Here is an 18,238-nt window from a genome sequence, read left to right as displayed (position 1 = left end):
TTATTTTGGGAGGCGTAAAAATAATTATATTCAGCTGAAAACAATAGGTTTTTTAAGAAGGTGCCTAAATTTAGCGGATAAAATTGTTTATAAGCGCTAAGGATAACAATTATATGTAATTTTGAGCTGTTGAAAGTAATCCATTTAAATACATACGAAGGAAACGGAGGCGCCGGAAGGGCTTGCCTCAGGTTAAGTGACGCGCTGCAAACCAGTGGCGTCGAATCGCGTGTCATGGTTTATTATCAGTTTAAAGAAAGCTCAAAAGCTGATTCATTCAGCAAAAACCCCTTCCAGAAAGGAAAAGCTATTTTTAATATCCTCTCGGAAAGATACCTGGCCAAAGGCCTCACCAAAGCCCTTAAAACTCCTTTTTCTTTACAATGGTTTGGCAGATCTGTAATCTCCAGCAAAGCACTGCAGGAAGCCGATCTCATTCATATTCACTGGATCAATCATGGCTTTTTAAGACCTAAGGACCTGGCCGAACTGGAAGAACTGGACAAACCAATCGTATGGACTTTTCATGACAGCAACGCCTTTACCGGCGGATGCCATGTACGCTACTCCTGCGAGAATTTTCATAAGCAATGCGGCTTTTGTCCACTGCTGAAAATAAGCGGTAAAAACGACATCTCCCACTGGAACTGGGTAAGCAAAAAAAAGGGATACGCAAACCTCCCCTTTCATATCGTCGCTCCAAGCCACTGGATGGCCAGATCTGTAAAATTCAGCAGCCTCATGGGGGCAAGGGAAGTAACCGTTATCCCCAATACTATTGAAACAAATGTTTTTAAGCCTTATGTAAAAGCGGAGGCCAAAAAACTACTAAAGATATCCCCTGAGAAATTCGTCTTAATGAGTGGCTTTATGCCCTCTAAAAATGACAAACATAAAGGCACAACCTACCTGATTGAGGCCATGAACGACCTGGCAAACAGACCCGGCATTGTAAAAGAAAACATCGAACTGCTCATTTTCGGCAATAAGGATAATACAGACATGCCCGTTTTCCCATTTAAAACAACCTTTCTGGGCAAAATAGATAATGACGATCACCTGGCTAAATGTTATTCTGCTGCTGACGCGTTTATCACCCCCTCTCTGGAAGATAATCTTCCGAATACGGTTATGGAGAGTCTTTCTTGTGCAACTCCCGTAGTCGCGTTTAAAACAGGTGGAATTCCTGATATGGTAGAGCATCTGGTTAATGGTTATCTGGCAGACTATGAATCTTCAGAAGATCTGGCTACCGGAATGGAATGGCTATACCATGAGGAAAGTGCTGCCGAAATTCAAAAACAAGCCAGGCTAACTATACTTACTCATTTTTCGGAAGAAGTAATTGCTGAAAAACATATCAGTTTATACCAGTCTCTGATCAATTTACATCCTCATTAACTCATTATATTTATCCTTCATGCTGCAGCCAAAACTTAGTGTCATTACCATCGTATATAATAATGTAAGGGATATTGAACGGACTATGCGCTCTGTATTAAATCAGACGTACCCGAATATTGAGTATATTATTATTGACGGGGCTTCTACTGACGGGACAAAAGATATTATCTATAAATACAAATCCCGCCTCGGCCAGTTCATCTCTGAAAAAGACAAAGGAATTTATGATGCAATGAATAAGGGTCTGAAACTGGCAACAGGAGATTATGTCCTGTTTATGAATTCGGGAGATGAGATTTATGCACCTGAAACTGTGACTGAAATATTTGAAACTGCCCCCGGAGCAGATATTTATTATGGGGAAACGGAAATGTTTAATGATAACTGGCAGAGCCTGGGACAAAGAAGACACCGTGCTCCTGAATGTTTCAGCTGGCGCAGTTTTAAACATGGAATGAGCATCAGCCATCAGGCGATTTATGTTAAACGCAGCTTAACAGAACCCTATGACCTGCAATATAAATACAGTTCGGATATCGACTGGATCATTAAAGCAGCTAAAAAAGCTTCCAGCATTGTGAATACACAGCTTTATGTAGCTAAATATCTGGTTGGAGGTATTTCCAAACAAAAACATCTGGCCAGCTTAAAGGAACGCTTCCGCATATTTCAAAAGTACTACGGATTCCTCCCAAACCTGATTAATCACTTCTGGATAGCTGTTAATCTGACACAGTATTATGTAAAGCATAAAAGAACAAACGACTAATCTGTCTGATCTTCATCTCTGCTGCCTATGCCTTTCCTTTCTCATATATCACTACCTAAAATCGCAATAGACGAATACCCTTTTGCTATTCCGGCTTTTAAGGAAGGTATAAATCTGACGCTGAGAAATAACGTCACTTTCTTTGTCGGAGAAAACGGCTCGGGAAAATCAACTTTAATGGAGGCTATTGCTGAGCAATGCGGATTCAGTTTAAGAGGAGGAAACCGCAATCATAATTTAAACGCAGCACAGAATTTCGATGGTTACGAAACACCATTGAGCTCACATTTAACTTTAGGATGGACCCCCAAACGCATAAATCAGGGCTTTTTCATGCGCGCAGAGAGCTTTTTTAATTTCGCAGATTATATCGACGAAATAGCAGCTGAAGATGCACGTGTATTAGGGGCTTATGGCGGAAAATCACTTCATCAGCAATCTCACGGAGAGTCTTTTCTCTCTCTGTTCAGCAATCAGTTTCATAGTGGTATTTATATTCTGGATGAGCCCGAAGCCGCCCTTTCACCCAACAGGCTAATGACTTTTATGTCTATTATCAACAACCTGGAAAAATCAGGCAAAGCCCAGTTTCTGATTGCTACGCACTCGCCTATGCTGCTCTGTTATCCCAATGCCAGTATTTATAATTTTACTGAAAATGGTCCTGAAGAAACAAGTTATAAGGATACGGAGCATTATCAGCTGACCAAAAGTTTTCTGGACAATCCTGAATCCTATTTCCGTTTCTTATTTGAATAAAACAACCACCTGGTTATTATTATTTGATCCGGTTTCTTAATTTATTGAGACTACACAGCTTCTTATTGACTTATAGCAGATTCTGAGGGCAATTCAGCCGGATAGGTAAACGGCAAACCTGATAAATAACGGCTGATCTTTCTGAAAGGATATCCCCCTGCCCCTTTACCCGAAAACTGGACTATAATTGTACGGGTTAAAGGATCAATATATAATCTTTGTCCTCTCATACCTTCTGCTGCATAATCTCCGTTAATACCCTGCTGAGGCACCCACCATAAATAATGATGCGCTGACTTCTGCCAGCCTTTGGAGTTTGCCGGGATGTCATTCCCCAGATTAACAGATTGTATAACCCAATCGGCAGAAATGACCTGATTTCCATTATACTTTCCCTTATTTAAATACAGACGGCCCAGCTTGGCCAGATCAATCGCTGTAGACTGAAATCTGCTGGCAGTATTGGCCAACCCATTTTCATGATCCAGACCAAAACCCGCCGGATAAGCAGTACCTATTTTTTTCCAGATCTTATCCTGGAAATAAGCGGCGGCTTTTTTTCCGGTTGCATTTTCCAGAGCCCAGGTCAGCAGAAAGGCATCAATACTTTTATACTTCCAGACAGTACCGGGTGCGTTCGCTGCTTTGACATTAATCAGCTCTTTTTTAATATCATCTGTATAATAATATTTAGCTTCATCTGATAAAAATGCAGCTATCAAACCACCGTACACATCCTTAAATTCCAGACCAGACTTCATTTCCAGCAAATTCTTTAAAGTAATACCGTTAAATGCAGGATTCACTTTTAATTCAGGAACATAGTTAACCAGTTTATCATCCAGGCTTTTGATTTTCCCTTCTTCAAGAGCTTCACCAACCATTATGGAAACCATAGTTTTCGCTACAGAGAAAAGTGTAGTCAGCGTAGTATCACTATATCCGGGAGCAAATCTCTGATAGATAATGGTATCATTCCGGATCACCATAAAAAGATTAGCCTTCCCATCTTTAAGATAGGTAGTAAAAGGAACGGATTCATTTTTCCAGTTCAGCACATGAAGGGTATCCAGATCATCTCTGTTTACCGCAGCTTTTACAAAATGAAAAGCCGTATCTGACGGCTGAATCACAGCCTGCGGAAATATCTTATAGGTATTGGCATCCGGCGATTGATAACGCACAACCCGCACCAGTTCCGGGCGCCAGGTAAACAACATGGCAAAAAGCAGAACAACCAATAAAACAACTGCCGCAAGCAGGTATAGAATCCGTTTCATATTATGGGTTTGTAGACCAGAGTCCGGCTTCCTTCACAAAAACTCTCCGGCTTAATTTCAATTGACTAACTATTAATTCTGCCAGATCTTCGGGTTGCATAACTTTGTCAGGATTTCCATCGGTAAGTTTCAGCTCTTTTGCCAGATCAGTCGCTACTGTACTTGGCGTTAAAGTAGTTACTCTGATATTATGCTTGCGAACTTCCTGCATCAGGGATTCAGAAAGTCCGATTAAACCAAATTTAGATGCACTGTAAGCACTGGTTACCGGAGCTCCACGCTGACCTGCCGTCGAAGAGATATTCACGATATCACCTGTTTTTCTGTCGATCATTTCAGGCAAAACAGCACGCGTCACATAATAAACACCAAATAAATTTACTTTAACAATTTCTTCCCATCTGGCAGGCTCCAGTTCCATAAATGAACCAAAAGTACTTGTTCCGGCATTATTGATCAAAATATCAATTACACCTAAATCAGCTTTGATCTTTGTAACAGCTGTATTCACGGAATCAATGGAAGATACGTCTGCAGCAGCAATTGCAATCTGCACATTAAAAGCTTTCAGCTCTTCAGCCAGATTTTGCAGATCAGCTGCTGTTCTTGCAATCAGGCCCACATTCACACCTTCCTGTGCCAGTGCTATAGCCACAGCACGACCAATTCCTTTACCTGCACCTGTAATCAGCGCATTTTTTCCTCTTAAAGATTCCATAATATTATTTTATTGAAAGCAAAACTAAGAAATTTGAAAATTTAAATGATTTCTGCAGGAAAGATATGTTAGTATTACACAATTATCTATTACTAAATCTGATTATCATAGTTTTTATCTATAATATGAATCCCAGGAAAAACACTACCCAGTCAGCTCAAAATTTAGCTTAAAAACAAAAGCCCGTAAGCAAATGCTTACGGGCTTCATCTTATTTTATAAGGTATTATAAGTTTTTACCTTTGATTTTACGTTCGTTCTCAGTTAAATAGATTTTACGTAAACGCATACTTAACGGAGTGATTTCAATGTACTCATCAGCCTGGATATATTCCATCGCTTCTTCCAGAGAGAACTTAATTGCAGGAGCAATACGGTTACTATCATCTGTACCTGATGCACGCATGTTAGTTAAAGCTTTTCCTTTAACAATGTTTACTACTAAATCATTATCACGGATGTGCTCACCCATAATCTGACCTTCATAAACATCAACACCCGGATCAACGAAGAAACGACCACGATCCTGTAATTTATCAATTGAATAAGCTGTTGTGCTTCCTTTTTCCATAGAAACCAATACACCATTCAATCTTCCCGGAATAGTACCTTTCCAAGGCTCGTAAGCTTTGAAACGGTGAGCCATAATCGCTTCACCACCTGTAGCAGTTAACACGTTATTTCTCAATCCGATGATACCACGTGCAGGGATTTCAAACTCTAAATGCTGTAAATCTCCTTTTGGTTCCATGATCAGTAATTCACCTTTACGTTGAGTAACCAGCTCAATTACTTTACCAGCAACTTCACCAGGAACATCTACGATCAGCGTCTCAACCGGCTCACATTTTTTACCATCAATTTCTTTGATAATAACCTGTGGCTGTCCTACCTGAATTTCATATCCTTCGCGACGCATAGTCTCGATTAATACTGATAAATGCAGAATACCCCTTCCGTATACCAGATATGCATCAGGAGATTCAGTTTCAACAACTTTCAGTGCAAGATTTTTCTCCATCTCTTTGTACAAACGTTCTTTAATACGTTGAGATGTAACAAATTTACCTTCTTTACCAAAGAATGGTGAGTTATTGATCGTGAACAACATGTTCATTGTCGGCTCATCAATCTTGATTACAGGCAATTGCTCAGGAGCATCAAAATCAGCAATTGTATCACCGATATCAAATCCATCAATACCTACAACTGCACAGATATCACCTGAACTTACTTCAGTAGTACGAATTTTACCCAATCCTTCGAAAGTATATAATTCTTTTACTCTTGATTTTACCATTTTACCATCACGTTTAATTAAAGTAACCGGCTGGTTTTCTTTAATCGATCCGCGGTGAACACGCCCAACTGCGATACGACCTACGAAAGATGAATAATCTAACGAAGTGATCTGCATCTGAAGTGATCCCTCAAGTAATTTCGGCGCTGGAATATTAGCAACAACCGCATCTAATAAAGGGAAAATATCTGTAGTTGGTTTAGTGTAATCAGTACTCATCCATCCTTGTTTAGATGAACCATAGATTACAGGGAAATCCAATTGATCTTCTGTAGCTTCAAGGTTAAAGAACAATTCAAAAATCTGCTCATAAACCTCTTCAGGACGACAGTTTTCTTTATCTACTTTATTTACAACAACAATTGGTTTCAAACCTAAAGCCAAAGCTTTCTGAGTTACGAAACGAGTCTGAGGCATTGCACCTTCAAAAGCATCACATAACAACAATACACCATCAGCCATTTTTAATACACGTTCAACCTCACCACCAAAATCGGCGTGACCAGGTGTATCAATGATGTTAATTTTAACATCTTTATACATTACTGAAACGTTTTTAGATACGATGGTAATACCACGTTCTCTTTCCAGGTCGTTATTGTCAAGTATTAAGTCACCTGTCTGCTCGTTGTCACGAAAAATAGAACAAGTGTGTAAAATCTTATCAACCAATGTAGTTTTACCGTGGTCAACGTGTGCTATAATAGCTATGTTTCTTATTTTTTGCATAAAATGCGCCTAAATTTTGGCGCAAAGATAACGTAAATAATTGATATATCAGCCTATTAACTAGGGCAATGTCAATATATTTAGCATAAAAATGTTTGATATTGCCAATTTTCTTTTCGGCCGATAAACTTATTTCTGTCACAAAAACGTATAATCCGCAAAGAAAGAAAATGATAACACCCATTCTTTTAACAGAAAACGTGATATTTAAAATATTAATCTAAACTCACTGACTGTTTAAAATGGAGAAGAAGAGGAAAGCAATACTGGCTGGTGCCAGTGGATCAATAGGCAGTTGCCTGCTGCAGGACTTATTAAATGATAATAATTATACAGAAGTCCTTGTACTGGTCCGCAAAAATCTGAACATACAACATCCTAAATTAAATCAGCTGGTTATTGATTTTAACCGCCTTAGTGATTATTCAGCAGAAATTAAAGGAGATGCTGTTTTCTGCTGCCTGGGAACCACAAAAAGTCAGACCCCCGACCAGAAAGAATACCGTCGGATAGATTATCAGTACCCACTGGATATCGCCTGGATCGCACAAACCAATGGCGCAGAAAGTTATCATTTGGTTTCCGCAATGGGTGCAGATAAAAACTCTTCTTTTTTCTATAATAAAACTAAAGGAGAAGTAGAGAGGGATCTCAAAGATGTTCCTTTTAAAAGCATTCATATCTACCGTCCTTCTCTACTGGATAGTAAAAGATCTCAGCAACGTTTTGGAGAGGGCATGATGAACAGGCTGATGCATATTATCAATCCGTTACTGATTGGTAAATGGAAAAAATACAGAAGCATCAAAGTTGAGGCTGTTGCAAAAGTTATGCAGGCACAATCATTAAATGAACAAAAGGGTATATTTATCCATCAGTCAGATCAGATTCAGGCCCTAAGCGATGTCTTAACCCCGGCTTAAGATGAATATCTTCTTTTACAAAAACGTTTTTCTGGCAAAAGCCCAGCATAAAAATGATGGAATAGCTTTAGCCCAGGTAGCTACATTATGCTTACCTCCCACCATTTCATAATAAAAAATGTCATCCTGTCTTTTATAACCCTTTTTGGTTAGTTCCTTGATAATATCAATCGTATCATCAATGGAGTCAATGATGAAATTACGGTTGCGGTCAGCAGTTTCATCTTCTGTACCCGTCATCAGCCAGAACTTAACTGAGGGCTGGTTTTCAGTTTCCCTGATAACCTCATGCATAATCCGGTCATTATCTGTATAACCATCTTTCAGATCTTTTTTCCTCCACCAGAAAGAACCTGAAAAGACACCGGCAATATCAAAAAAACCATCATTCTTCCAGACAATATCAAATGCTGTAAGTCCACCAAGTGAACATCCGGCAAAGGCACGTTTACCAAGAAAAGGCATTCCGGCTTCTTTTTCTATAAAAGGCATTAATTCTGAAGTGATGAATCTGGTATAATCCGCAGCCTTTCCTCCTCTTCCTGCAAAGTCAGGAACTCCTGCAACTCCGTATTCCTGAAGCCGGTCTGCAGACGCTTTAATGGCAACCACAACTACAGGCTCAATTTTCTGATCTTCGTATAAATTATTCAGCGTCTCCTTCAAATCTAATCCATCAGCATCCTGACCGTCGTTCAACAGCAATAAATTTAGTTTTTCATTTCCAAGTAAGCCGGAAGGATAAAATATCTCTATTTCCACTACCCGCTGTAAATGAACGGATTCCAACTGACGGATTACGGGGTTTGCCCCAAGGACTGACACAGTATTATACATAATTCAACGAATTCCCTTTCTCACAAATTCGATGCAAATTTAACAATCTCTGTAATAAAGTATCTATATTTTTAACAGTAAGCAGGATTTAACCGTATTCGGTTGATGCTTTCAGACAAATATCTAAACAGAATAACTAATTATTGTTTAATAAGAATAAATCGGCAAAACCTTTTGGGGTTTGAACGGGTTTTGTCTATATTCAATACATCAAAAGAGGGAATCTGTGAAAGAAGAATATAAAAAATGGTACAGTCCTAATTTAAGCGGCGACATAGAATTTCTGATTTACGGACATAGCGGACATCCTGTTTTTCTTTTCCCAACCAGTAAGGGGCGTTATTATGAAACAAAAGACTTTGGTCTGATTGCTTCGGTACAACATCTGATTGAGGAAGGCAAAGTCAAAATATATTGTCCGGACAGTGTCGATGCGCTGAGCTGGTATAACAAATCTATTTCCCCGTCAGACCGGGCGCAAAATCATACCTGGTATGATAAAATGCTTGCTCAGGAGCTTTTTCCTCTTGCTGTCTGTGAAACCGGGTACCAAAAAGTAATTACGGCAGGCTGCAGTTTTGGAGGTTATCACGCTGCAAATTTCGCATTCAAACATCCTTCATTAGTCAGCCATCTGTTTAGCATGAGCGGAACTTTTGATATCAGTTCACAGGTTGATGGTTTCTATGACAGTGATATTTATTATAATAATCCTGTTGATTTCCTGCCAGGTGACCAGGATCCGGATCTCTGGAATATTGGAATTATACTGGGCACCGGTGACAGGGATATATGTAAACCATTTAACGAACGTTTATCAGGTATTCTTCATCAAAAAAACATAAATCACTGGCTGGATATCAGACCTGATGCTGACCATGACTGGCCCGTCTGGTTACAGCAGTTTCCGGAATACTTATCAAAAATATAAACAAGATCATATAAGCTTCATCACCTAATTAAAAAATTCTATGAAGAAAATAGGTATTTTATTCGGACAGGAACGATCATTTCCTGAGGCCTTCGTAAAGCGTGTAAATGAATTAGGGGGAAATGACTTCAAGGCAGAATTTGTGAATATTGATAAAATATTCCAGGCAGAACCTTTGGACTATGCTGTAATTATTGATCGTATTTCCCAGGATGTCCCTTTTTACAGAGCATCCTTAAAAAATGCTGCAATTACAGGTACAGCAGTTATCAATAACCCTTTCTGGTGGAGTGCTGATGAGAAATTTTTCAACAACGCACTGGCTGTTAAGCTGGGAATACCTGTTCCCAAAACAGCGTTGATCCCTTCGCATGCCAGGCCAGACGACACTACAGAAAATTCTTTCAGCAATCTGGCTTTTCCTTTTGACTGGGACAACATTTTCAGCTATACCGGATTCCCTGCATACATGAAACCCTTTGATGGAGGCGGATGGAAAGAAGTTTATAAGCTTAACAACAAAGAAGAGTTTTTCGATAAACATAGCCAGACACATCAATACGTGATGATGCTGCAGGAAGAAATTGAATTTGATGAATATTTCAGGTGTTATTGTATTGGCGGAAAATATGTACGTATTATGCAATATGAGCCACGTAATCCTGCTCATTTAAGATATGCAGTAGATCATAAACCTTCAAGTGAAAAACTAATCAAAACAATTCATGACTACGTTATCAAACTCAATCAGTATCTGGGTTATGATTTTAATACTGTAGAATTTGCCGTACGGGATGGCATTCCTTATGCAATTGATTTTTGTAATCCCGCCCCTGATGCTGATATAGCCAGTGTAGGACAGGAAAACTTTGACTGGGTGGTAGAAACCTCAGCCAAATATGCCATTGAAAGGGCTAAAGCACAGATCGACGGACAGGATAACCTGACCTGGGGAGAATATATTAAATCGGCCATTGCCGGAAAATCACTGACGGCTAAAAGTACGCCGGCAAAAACAGCATCTGTCAAAACTCCACCTGCAACTAAATCTGCAACAAAAAGTCCGGCATCTGCTCAAAAAACAAAACCTGCAGCGACAGGTAAAGCAGCAGCAAAGAAAAAATAAATTCGATAAGGAGGTTTCAAGATGATGAATGAATTTACGCTTGGTGTAGAAGAAGAGTATATGGTCATTGACCCGGTCACCCGTGAATTAACCTCACATGACCAGAAAATAGTAGAGGCTGCACAAAAGATCCATAAAGATCAGGTAAAAGCCGAGATGCATCAGGCCGTGGTGGAAGTAGGTACCGGTATCTGTAAAAACACAGAACAGGCAAGACTGGAAATCTCCCAGCTTCGTCATACAGTTTCAGTACTGGCCGGAGAACAGGGTTTACGTATCGGAGCGTCCGGAACACATCCTTTCTCGCATTGGGAAAAACAGCTGATTACAGAACATCCCAGATACAGTGAAATTGTCAATGAACTACAGGAAGCAGCACGTTCCAACCTGATTTTCGGACTGCATGTGCATGTGGGCTTTCAATCCAGAGAACTCGCAATTCATATTGCCAATCAGGTCCGTTATTTTTTACCCCACGTTTTTGCCTTATCAACCAACTCTCCCTTTTGGGAAGGAAGAAATACAGGTTATAAATCTTACCGGACCAAAATCTTTGATAAGTTTCCAAGAACTGGTATCCCGGATGTTTTTAACAGCATTGAAGACTATGATAACTATGTCAAGTTACTGATCAAAACCAACAGTATCGATAATGCAAAAAAAATCTGGTGGGATATTCGTGTACATCCGTTTTTTGAAACTATAGAATTCAGAATCTGCGACTGCCCGATGCTGATTGATGAAACGATGGCTTTTGTTGCCCTTTTCCAGTCTCTTTGCGCAAAACTGTACAAACTACGTCTGCAAAACATGAGTTTCATCAATTATTCCAGAGCCTTGATTAACGAAAACAAGTGGCGTGCTGCCCGTTATGGTATTGATGGAAATCTGATTGATTTTGGTAAAGAAATGGAAATCAACTGCCGTAATCTTGTATTAGAATTATTGGATTTTGTAGATGACGTAGTCGATGAACTGGGCTGCAGAGAAGATCTGAACTATATACACAAGATCCTGGAAAATGGTACCGGCGCAGACAGACAGCTGGCAATTTACTCACAGACAGGAAGCTTTGAATCTGTTGTGGACTACATTACATCGCAAACCTTAATAGGAGCACACGCATGACAGGAGAAAAAAAAGAAATTAAAGTTGCCGTTATAGACATGAATAAAGGAGTTCCTAACCAGGGACTAAGAGGTATTCTCGATATTGTAGCAACGTATAAGAAAGAGCATTCACTGGATTTATCCTGCGAAGTATTCGATTTAAGGGTAAAAGATGAAATACCGGGAATTGAATATGACATCTATATTTCGAGTGGCGGCCCTGGCAGCCCCTATGATGGTGAAGGCCAGGCCTGGGAGAACTCATTTTTTGCCCTGCTCGACCAGATCGAAGATTATAACAAAACTCATCCGGATAAAAAGTATATTTTCTTAATCTGTCACTCTTTCCAGATGGCATGCCGTAAATATGGCCTGGGTATGGTTACCAGAAGAAAATCAACTGCTTTCGGCATTTTCCCTGTTACCTTAACGCAGGAGGGTGAAAATGACATCATATATGCCGGCCTGACTAATCCCTTTTATGCCATTGACAGCAGGGACTGGCAGGTGGTAGATGCTGAGGATGAAACTTTTAATGAAACCGGTGCAGAAATTTTAGCACTGGAAAAAGAACGTCCGTATATTGACCTGGAACGCTGTATCATGTCTATTCGTTTCTCTAAAGAGTTTGTCGGCACACAATTTCATCCTGAAGCGGATCCGGATGGCATGAGGCTATATCTTCTGGAAGAAGAGAAGAAAAAGAGCATTATCGCCGCCCATGGAGAAGACAAATACCTGGACATGCTGGACAGTATTGATAACCCAGACAGAATTCTCCTGACTCAAAAATCTATCTTACCTAATTTTTTAACTGAAGCTATTCAAGCGCTTAAAGAAGCCTGATATGGTCCATACCTACAGAGAATATTTTAACCGGAATTTCACCAGAGAGAAGTATGCAAATTTTTTACATCTGCTGGAAAAAGACTATCCTCCGGTACCGATCAGGTTTGCTGAAACTCCCGTATTTATTCCCGAAGACCTGAAAAACCAGCTGATCGCAGCAGGTGAAGAGATCATCAGATTAATCAAACAGCCCGGTTTCAAAGAACTTACAGCCAGTGCAATCCCTAAAGACTGGATTGTCCCAAATGAAAATGATCACCCCCATTTTTTAGCTTTCGACTTTGGCATTTGTAAAGATGAGCAAGGCAGACTGGTTCCAAGATTGATAGAAATGCAGGGATTCCCGTCCTTGTTTGCTTTTCAGTTACACCTCGCTGACACCTATAAAGAAGCATTTGAACTGAATAAGCTCGCTGATTTCAGCCCGTTTTTTCATGGCATGGATCAGCAGACCTATATCAGCTTATTAAAAAAAGTAATCCTTGGGCCATTTGCTCCACAGGAAGTAGCCTTAATGGATATAGATGCTCCGAACCAGAAAACTGCTATTGACTTTTTTGTAACAGCAAAACATCTGGGGATTAAAATACTAAGCTTAACTGATATTTTTAGTGAAAATGGCCAGCTCTTTTATCAGGAACAGGACGAAAAAGTACGTTTGAGAAGAATTTATAACCGGCTGATTTTTGACGAGGTCAGTACACAGCAGGAACTGTTTAAAACAAGCTTTGACCCCCGCGAACCTTTAGATGTAGAATGGATTACCCATCCCAACTGGTTTTACCGGATCAGTAAATTCACCATGCCTTTTTTAAAGAATGAATTTGTACCGGAAACACAGTTTTTGAATGCGCTGGAAACTATTCCTGCTGACCTGGAAAATTACGTCCTTAAACCCTTATTTTCATTTGCCGGAATGGGTGTTATTATAGATGTAACCCAAGCCGATATTGCAAACATAACCGATCCTGAGAACTGGATATTACAACGAAAAGTAGATTATGAACCTGTTGTTAAATCCCCTGACGGATATGTAAAGACAGAGATCAGACTTTTATATATCTGGCCGGATGGCGAAGAGCCTCAGCTCTGCATTAACCTGGCCAGGTTAAGCAGGGGAAAGATGATAGGTGTTCGCTATAATGCTGATTTTGACTGGGTAGGAGGCACCGTTGGACTGATGGCAAGAGAAATTGACAATTAACAGACCCCTGACACCAATGAATTAATTATAATTGCATTATGGATATTCAGACTATTTTAGTTGGACTTTTATTTGTTGCTGCCCTTTTCTATATTGGCCGCATCATTTACCGTGCCGTGTCCCCAAAAAGTGGCGGATGCGCATCTAATTGCAAATGTGGTGTCGACTTTTCCAATATCGAACCCAAGAACAAATAGTTTTCATCTATATCAATATGTTTGAACAGCTCAAAGAATACTTACAGAAGAGGATTGCAGTCACCGATGAGCAGTTTGAAATGATCTCAAAAGATATAAAGGTTAAAACTTTTGAAAAAAACAAAGTCCTTGTTGCCCCGGGTGAAATTAGTCCGAAAGCTTATTTTATTACTGAAGGACTGATGCGCTGCTACTCCATTGATAGTAAAGCTAAAGTGAACATTATTCAGTTCGCTCCCGAAAACTGGTGGATCTCAGAAAGAAACAGTCTCTTTAATGAACCTTCAGATTTTTATATTGATACGGTAGAACCTACCACAGCTCTGCTGATTCCAAAAAACTATATTCAGGATGCAGCACAAACTATTCCCTGCTTTGCAGATCTCAATTATAAAATGCTGAATAATTCGATCCGTTTTATGCAAAAAAGGATCAATATGCTGTTAAGTGCTACCGCCGAAGAAAGGTATCTTGATTTTATCAAATTATATCCAAACCTGACACTTCGTGTACCACAATGGATGATCGCGTCTTATCTTGGCATTACCCCTGAATCTTTAAGCCGTGTTCGTAAAGACCTGGCACATAAACATTTCAAAGTTTAACTTTCTTATCATACATCAACACCCCTGTCTAACAATAGGCCTAATTTTGTGTTATAATATAAATCAATATTTAAAGCAAAAATTATGGCAACTACTAAATGGGTATTAGATCCCGCACACAGTGAACTTCAGTTTAAAGTAAAACATTTAATGATCTCTACTGTTACAGGTAGCTTCAATGAATTCTCTGCCGAATTAGAAACAGATAATGAAGATTTTGAGCATTCAATAGTTTCTTTTAAAGCAGGAGTTGATTCTATCGACACAGGAAATAAAGACAGAGATGGCCACTTAAAAAGCGGTGATTTCTTTAATGCAGCAGAATTCCCAGCTGTTTCATTTGCATCTACTTCATTTACCAAAGAAGGTGGAGATTATAAATTAAAAGGAAACCTGACTATCAAAGATGCAACCAAACCAGTTACTCTGGACGTTGAATTTGGCGGTACTGCACAGGATCCATGGGGTAATACCAAAGCTGGTTTTACGATCAAAGGAAAAATAAACAGAACAGATTTTGGTCTTACCTATAATGCTGCGCTGGAAACAGGTGGTGTAATGCTGGGTGAAGAGGTCCGCATTTTAGGTGAATTGCAATTTGCAAAACAAGCTTAAGACCATTTTGTAAACAATAAATTCTTATGGGATCCAATATAAAATCCATTTCGGCTGTACTCGACGCTCCGTCACCACATATGGTAGGTGATGGGTTCAAAGTAAGTAACTTTTTTCCCGGAGGTTATAAGATTAAAATGAGCCCATTTTATTTGCTCGATTTTAATGATAAAACTGAACTCCTTCCAACTAATCAGTTGCGCGGTGTCGGTGTGCATCCGCACCGTGGATTTGAAACAGTGACCATTGCTTATCATGGGGCAGTTGCCCATCATGACAGCTCAGGAAACAGCGGGGTAATCTACCCAGGTGACGTACAGTGGATGACTGCAGCAAGCGGTATCCTCCATAAGGAATATCATGAAAAAGAATTCAGCAGAAAAGGTGGTCTTTTTCAGATGGTTCAACTGTGGGTCAATCTGCCTGCGAAAGATAAAATGAGCAAACCTAAATATCAGGCAATTAAAAATGATAGTATAGGGAAATATGTCTTACAGGACAACGCCGGATTTGTAGAAGTCATCGCAGGAGCCTATGGCAACATCACAGGAGCAGCAAGTACCTTCAGCAACCTGAATGTATACAATGCACACCTAAACACTGGTGGAGAAGCTGAATTCAGCTTTCCTGCCTGCTTTAACACCGGGATACTGATTGTAGAAGGCAACCTGATTATCAATCAGGAAAAGGCATCAGGTAATCAGTTCGTATATTTTAAAAATGACGGAGAAGATATTCATGTTAGAGCTTCATCAGACAGCACTATCCTGATATTAAGCGGTGAACCGATTAATGAACCCATCGCACAATACGGGCCATTTTTAATGAACACACCAGAAGAGATCAGACTCGCAATCAGTGATTATAATGAGGGGCGGTTTGGTTATCTTGAAGACTAGAAATAAAAAGGAGAAAGCCGTTGATTTTAGATAATTCAACGGCTTTCTCCTTTTTATTTTTTAATCAGACAAATTACTTTTCAATCAGACAAACTGCATAAGCAACCACACCTTCTTCCCTGCCAATAAAGCCCATGGTTTCATTGGTCGTTGCTTTAATTGAAATATCTTCTACTGACATTCCTATAGCTGCTGCAATATTTTCCTGCATCTGCGGAATATGCGGATTAATCTTTGGTGCTTCCAGACAAAGCATTGCATCAATATTTCCAATTTGCCAGCCTTTCGCAGCAATCAGTTTCACCGTTTCCTGCAAAAGAATTACACTGCTGATCCCTTTCCACTGCGGGTCTGTATTTTTAAAGTGGAAACCAATATCCCGAAGATTTGCTGCCCCCAGCAACGCATCACAAATCGCATGTAACAAAACATCGGCATCAGAATGTCCAAATGCCCCTTTATGGTGTTCAAGATTCACTCCTCCAACTACAAATGGATGACCATCTTTTAACTGATGTACGTCAAACCCAAATCCTACTTTAATCTTCATTTTTAATTATATATTATTTACTACGGATATCCTCAAAGCCTTTACAGACAAATTATTTACTGGTACCTGTATCTCCGAAATTGAATAACAGCGTAAATCTTAATGTATTGGCCAGCGGACTTTTTCGGGCAGTCGCTGCCAGATAAGACACGTCGAGATTAAAATTTTCGTACTTAAAGCCTGTGCCCAGTGTGAAATATCTTCTGTCTCCTTTTTGCGGGCTTTCATAAAAATATCCCGCTCTTAAAGCAAACTTCTTATTGTACCAGTATTCCAGTCCGGATGCGATATTAATTTCCTTGACCTCTTCACTGAAACCTCCTGGTGCATCACTGAAAGATCCAAAGATACCAGAAGGGACCGAACGATCGGGATTTCTCCCGGACTGTATACTTCCATCCTGGTTGTAAATTGGTTGTGTTGGCACTAAAAGTTTATTAAAATCAAGCGCTATGGTAATTTCATTATAATCATCCAGAATAAAAGTCGAAGCACCCCCAATTTTCAGGTTTGTAGGCAGGAAATAACTCTCTCCCCCATCTATATAGCTCATTTTTGTCCCTATATTAGAAATATTCGCACCGGCGGATACAATAGCATCATACCCAAACAATATCGTTGGCTTTTTAAAATAGGCTGAAACATCCATCGCAAAAGACTTACCTGCTTTTGATTGTTGTCCGGTTGAAAACTGACCTGAAGCAAGATTTGAATAAATATATCTTGCTGAGGTACCCAGGGAGAAAGAATCCCCGAAACGGCGGGCAAAGGTCGCATCAATCGCAAACTCATTTGGATTATATGTCCCCAGATCCTGCTGATTGATATCCGTCATCTCAATTTTCCCAAGAGAGAAATAGCGAAGTGACGCACCCAGCGTAGTTCTTTCATCAATTTTATAGAATCCACTGAGGTATCCGAGATTAATATCTGATGCGATACTTCTGAGCCATGGACTGTAAGAAGCAGAGAACCCATATTTCTGATCCAGAAATGCCATTTTCGAAGGGTTTATGCTATTTGAATTCGCATCAGGCGCAATAGCTACGCCTGCTTCCCCCATACCTCCGACTCTTGCATCAGGAGTAATCTGCAAAAACGGCACTGCTGTCCTCAGACTGTTAAGCCTGCTGCCATTTGTTTGTGTTTCAGGTGTCTGTGCCTGCAGAGTGAATATTTCTGCAGCAAAAAAGAAGCAAATCAATAGAAACTTTGAAGAGCACTTAAAATTTATTATCCTCATTTAATTGATTTTCTTTTTTCAGGTTCATAGATAGGTTTGAATCAGTGTTGACTCGCTTCTTCAAATATAATTTAATTAAGCAATTTATTTAAGCTAAGCCTTAAGATTTACGCCTGTATATTTATGCAAGATGTTAATCTAAGATGATATTATTCAATTATTTTGTTGCTTCGATCTTTTTTTGTGTAATT

19 protein-coding genes are annotated in these 18,238 nt (G+C 39.6%); 13 read left to right on the top strand and 6 right to left on the bottom strand.

The genetic code is table 11. The annotated features are described in order from the left end of the window. The first annotated feature begins 129 nt into the window (after nucleotides 1-129). The 3 genes from PL_RS16805 to PL_RS16795 are packed head-to-tail and all read left to right on the top strand — an operon-like array spanning nucleotide 130 to nucleotide 2,932. Nucleotides 130-1,401 (top strand): glycosyltransferase, encoded by a 1,272-nt coding sequence (locus tag PL_RS16805; RefSeq protein ID WP_041883821.1) that lies wholly within the window; start codon nucleotides 130-132, stop codon nucleotides 1,399-1,401. 19 nt (nucleotides 1,402-1,420) lie between these two features. Beyond that, nucleotides 1,421-2,173, top strand: a complete 753-nt coding sequence (locus tag PL_RS16800; RefSeq protein WP_041883823.1) for a glycosyltransferase family 2 protein — start codon at nucleotides 1,421-1,423, stop codon at nucleotides 2,171-2,173. Nucleotides 2,174-2,200: 27 nt separating this feature from the next. After that, entirely contained in the window at nucleotides 2,201-2,932 is a 732-nt protein-coding gene (locus PL_RS16795; protein WP_041883825.1) for an AAA family ATPase, read from the top strand. A 62-nt stretch (nucleotides 2,933-2,994) separates the two neighbouring features. Here the strand turns inward: PL_RS16795 and PL_RS16790 are convergent, their stop codons facing one another. The 3 genes from PL_RS16790 to typA form a co-directional block, all read right to left on the bottom strand. Beyond that, nucleotides 2,995-4,212 (bottom strand): serine hydrolase domain-containing protein, encoded by a 1,218-nt coding sequence (locus PL_RS16790; protein ID WP_041883828.1) that lies wholly within the window; start codon nucleotides 4,210-4,212, stop codon nucleotides 2,995-2,997. 1 nt (nucleotide 4,213) lies between these two features. Beyond that, on the bottom strand, nucleotides 4,214-4,930 hold the full coding sequence (locus PL_RS16785; protein WP_041883831.1) for a 3-ketoacyl-ACP reductase: 717 nt from the start codon (nucleotides 4,928-4,930) through the stop codon (nucleotides 4,214-4,216). 226 nt (nucleotides 4,931-5,156) lie between these two features. Further along, a complete protein-coding gene (typA, locus tag PL_RS16780; RefSeq protein ID WP_041883833.1) occupies nucleotides 5,157-6,959 on the bottom strand; it encodes a translational GTPase TypA in 1,803 nt (600 codons plus the stop codon). 242 nt (nucleotides 6,960-7,201) lie between these two features. Here typA and PL_RS16775 point away from each other — a divergent pair, with 242 nt between their 5' ends. Next, complete coding sequence (locus PL_RS16775) at nucleotides 7,202-7,882, top strand: oxidoreductase (RefSeq protein WP_041883836.1); 681 nt, start codon at nucleotides 7,202-7,204, stop codon at nucleotides 7,880-7,882. 15 nt (nucleotides 7,883-7,897) lie between these two features. Here PL_RS16775 and PL_RS16770 read toward each other — a convergent pair whose 3' ends face one another. Then, a complete protein-coding gene (locus PL_RS16770) occupies nucleotides 7,898-8,719 on the bottom strand; it encodes an alpha/beta hydrolase (protein ID WP_348619944.1) in 822 nt (273 codons plus the stop codon). Nucleotides 8,720-8,945: 226 nt separating this feature from the next. On the opposite strand from PL_RS16770, the gene PL_RS16765 reads away from it, so the two are divergent. The 9 genes from PL_RS16765 (at nucleotide 8,946) to PL_RS16725 (ending at nucleotide 16,254) form a co-directional block, all read left to right on the top strand. Beyond that, nucleotides 8,946-9,650 carry an esterase family protein gene (locus tag PL_RS16765; protein ID WP_041883839.1) on the top strand — a complete coding sequence of 235 codons (705 nt, stop codon included), beginning with the start codon at nucleotides 8,946-8,948 and terminating at the stop codon, nucleotides 9,648-9,650. A gap of 40 nt (nucleotides 9,651-9,690) precedes the next feature. Next, nucleotides 9,691-10,776: an ATP-grasp domain-containing protein gene (locus PL_RS16760; RefSeq protein ID WP_041883842.1), complete on the top strand. Its 1,086-nt coding sequence runs from the start codon at nucleotides 9,691-9,693 to the stop codon at nucleotides 10,774-10,776. Nucleotides 10,777-10,797: 21 nt separating this feature from the next. Next, nucleotides 10,798-11,904 (top strand): carboxylate-amine ligase, encoded by a 1,107-nt coding sequence (locus PL_RS16755; RefSeq protein ID WP_041883846.1) that lies wholly within the window; start codon nucleotides 10,798-10,800, stop codon nucleotides 11,902-11,904. Then, nucleotides 11,901-12,731: a type 1 glutamine amidotransferase gene (locus tag PL_RS16750; protein WP_348619942.1), complete on the top strand. Its 831-nt coding sequence runs from the start codon at nucleotides 11,901-11,903 to the stop codon at nucleotides 12,729-12,731. Before PL_RS16755 ends, PL_RS16750 begins: the two co-directional genes overlap by 4 nt. Nucleotide 12,732: 1 nt before the next feature. Next, nucleotides 12,733-13,938, top strand: coding sequence for a hypothetical protein (locus PL_RS16745; RefSeq protein ID WP_041883855.1), 1,206 nt, complete (start codon nucleotides 12,733-12,735; stop codon nucleotides 13,936-13,938). 38 nt (nucleotides 13,939-13,976) lie between these two features. Further along, on the top strand, nucleotides 13,977-14,135 hold the full coding sequence (locus PL_RS16740) for a FeoB-associated Cys-rich membrane protein (RefSeq protein ID WP_082035986.1): 159 nt from the start codon (nucleotides 13,977-13,979) through the stop codon (nucleotides 14,133-14,135). A 17-nt stretch (nucleotides 14,136-14,152) separates the two neighbouring features. After that, nucleotides 14,153-14,740: a Crp/Fnr family transcriptional regulator gene (locus tag PL_RS16735; protein WP_041883858.1), complete on the top strand. Its 588-nt coding sequence runs from the start codon at nucleotides 14,153-14,155 to the stop codon at nucleotides 14,738-14,740. Nucleotides 14,741-14,824: 84 nt separating this feature from the next. Further along, nucleotides 14,825-15,355, top strand: a complete 531-nt coding sequence (locus tag PL_RS16730; RefSeq protein ID WP_041883860.1) for a YceI family protein — start codon at nucleotides 14,825-14,827, stop codon at nucleotides 15,353-15,355. Nucleotides 15,356-15,381: 26 nt separating this feature from the next. Beyond that, complete coding sequence (locus tag PL_RS16725) at nucleotides 15,382-16,254, top strand: pirin family protein (RefSeq protein ID WP_041883861.1); 873 nt, start codon at nucleotides 15,382-15,384, stop codon at nucleotides 16,252-16,254. A gap of 73 nt (nucleotides 16,255-16,327) precedes the next feature. Here the strand turns inward: PL_RS16725 and ispF are convergent, their stop codons facing one another. After that, nucleotides 16,328-16,804, bottom strand: coding sequence for a 2-C-methyl-D-erythritol 2,4-cyclodiphosphate synthase (gene ispF, locus PL_RS16720; protein ID WP_041883865.1), 477 nt, complete (start codon nucleotides 16,802-16,804; stop codon nucleotides 16,328-16,330). Nucleotides 16,805-16,856: 52 nt separating this feature from the next. Beyond that, nucleotides 16,857-18,047: a type IX secretion system outer membrane channel protein PorV gene (porV, locus tag PL_RS16715; RefSeq protein WP_152620348.1), complete on the bottom strand. Its 1,191-nt coding sequence runs from the start codon at nucleotides 18,045-18,047 to the stop codon at nucleotides 16,857-16,859. Nucleotides 18,048-18,238: the final 191 nt, after the last annotated feature.

Origin of the sequence: Pedobacter lusitanus (assembly GCF_040026395.1) — a bacterium.
GTDB lineage: Bacteria > Bacteroidota > Bacteroidia > Sphingobacteriales > Sphingobacteriaceae > Pedobacter > Pedobacter lusitanus.
Note: the sequence above shows the minus strand (reverse complement) of the source record. Positions and strands in the feature narration are given on the sequence as shown.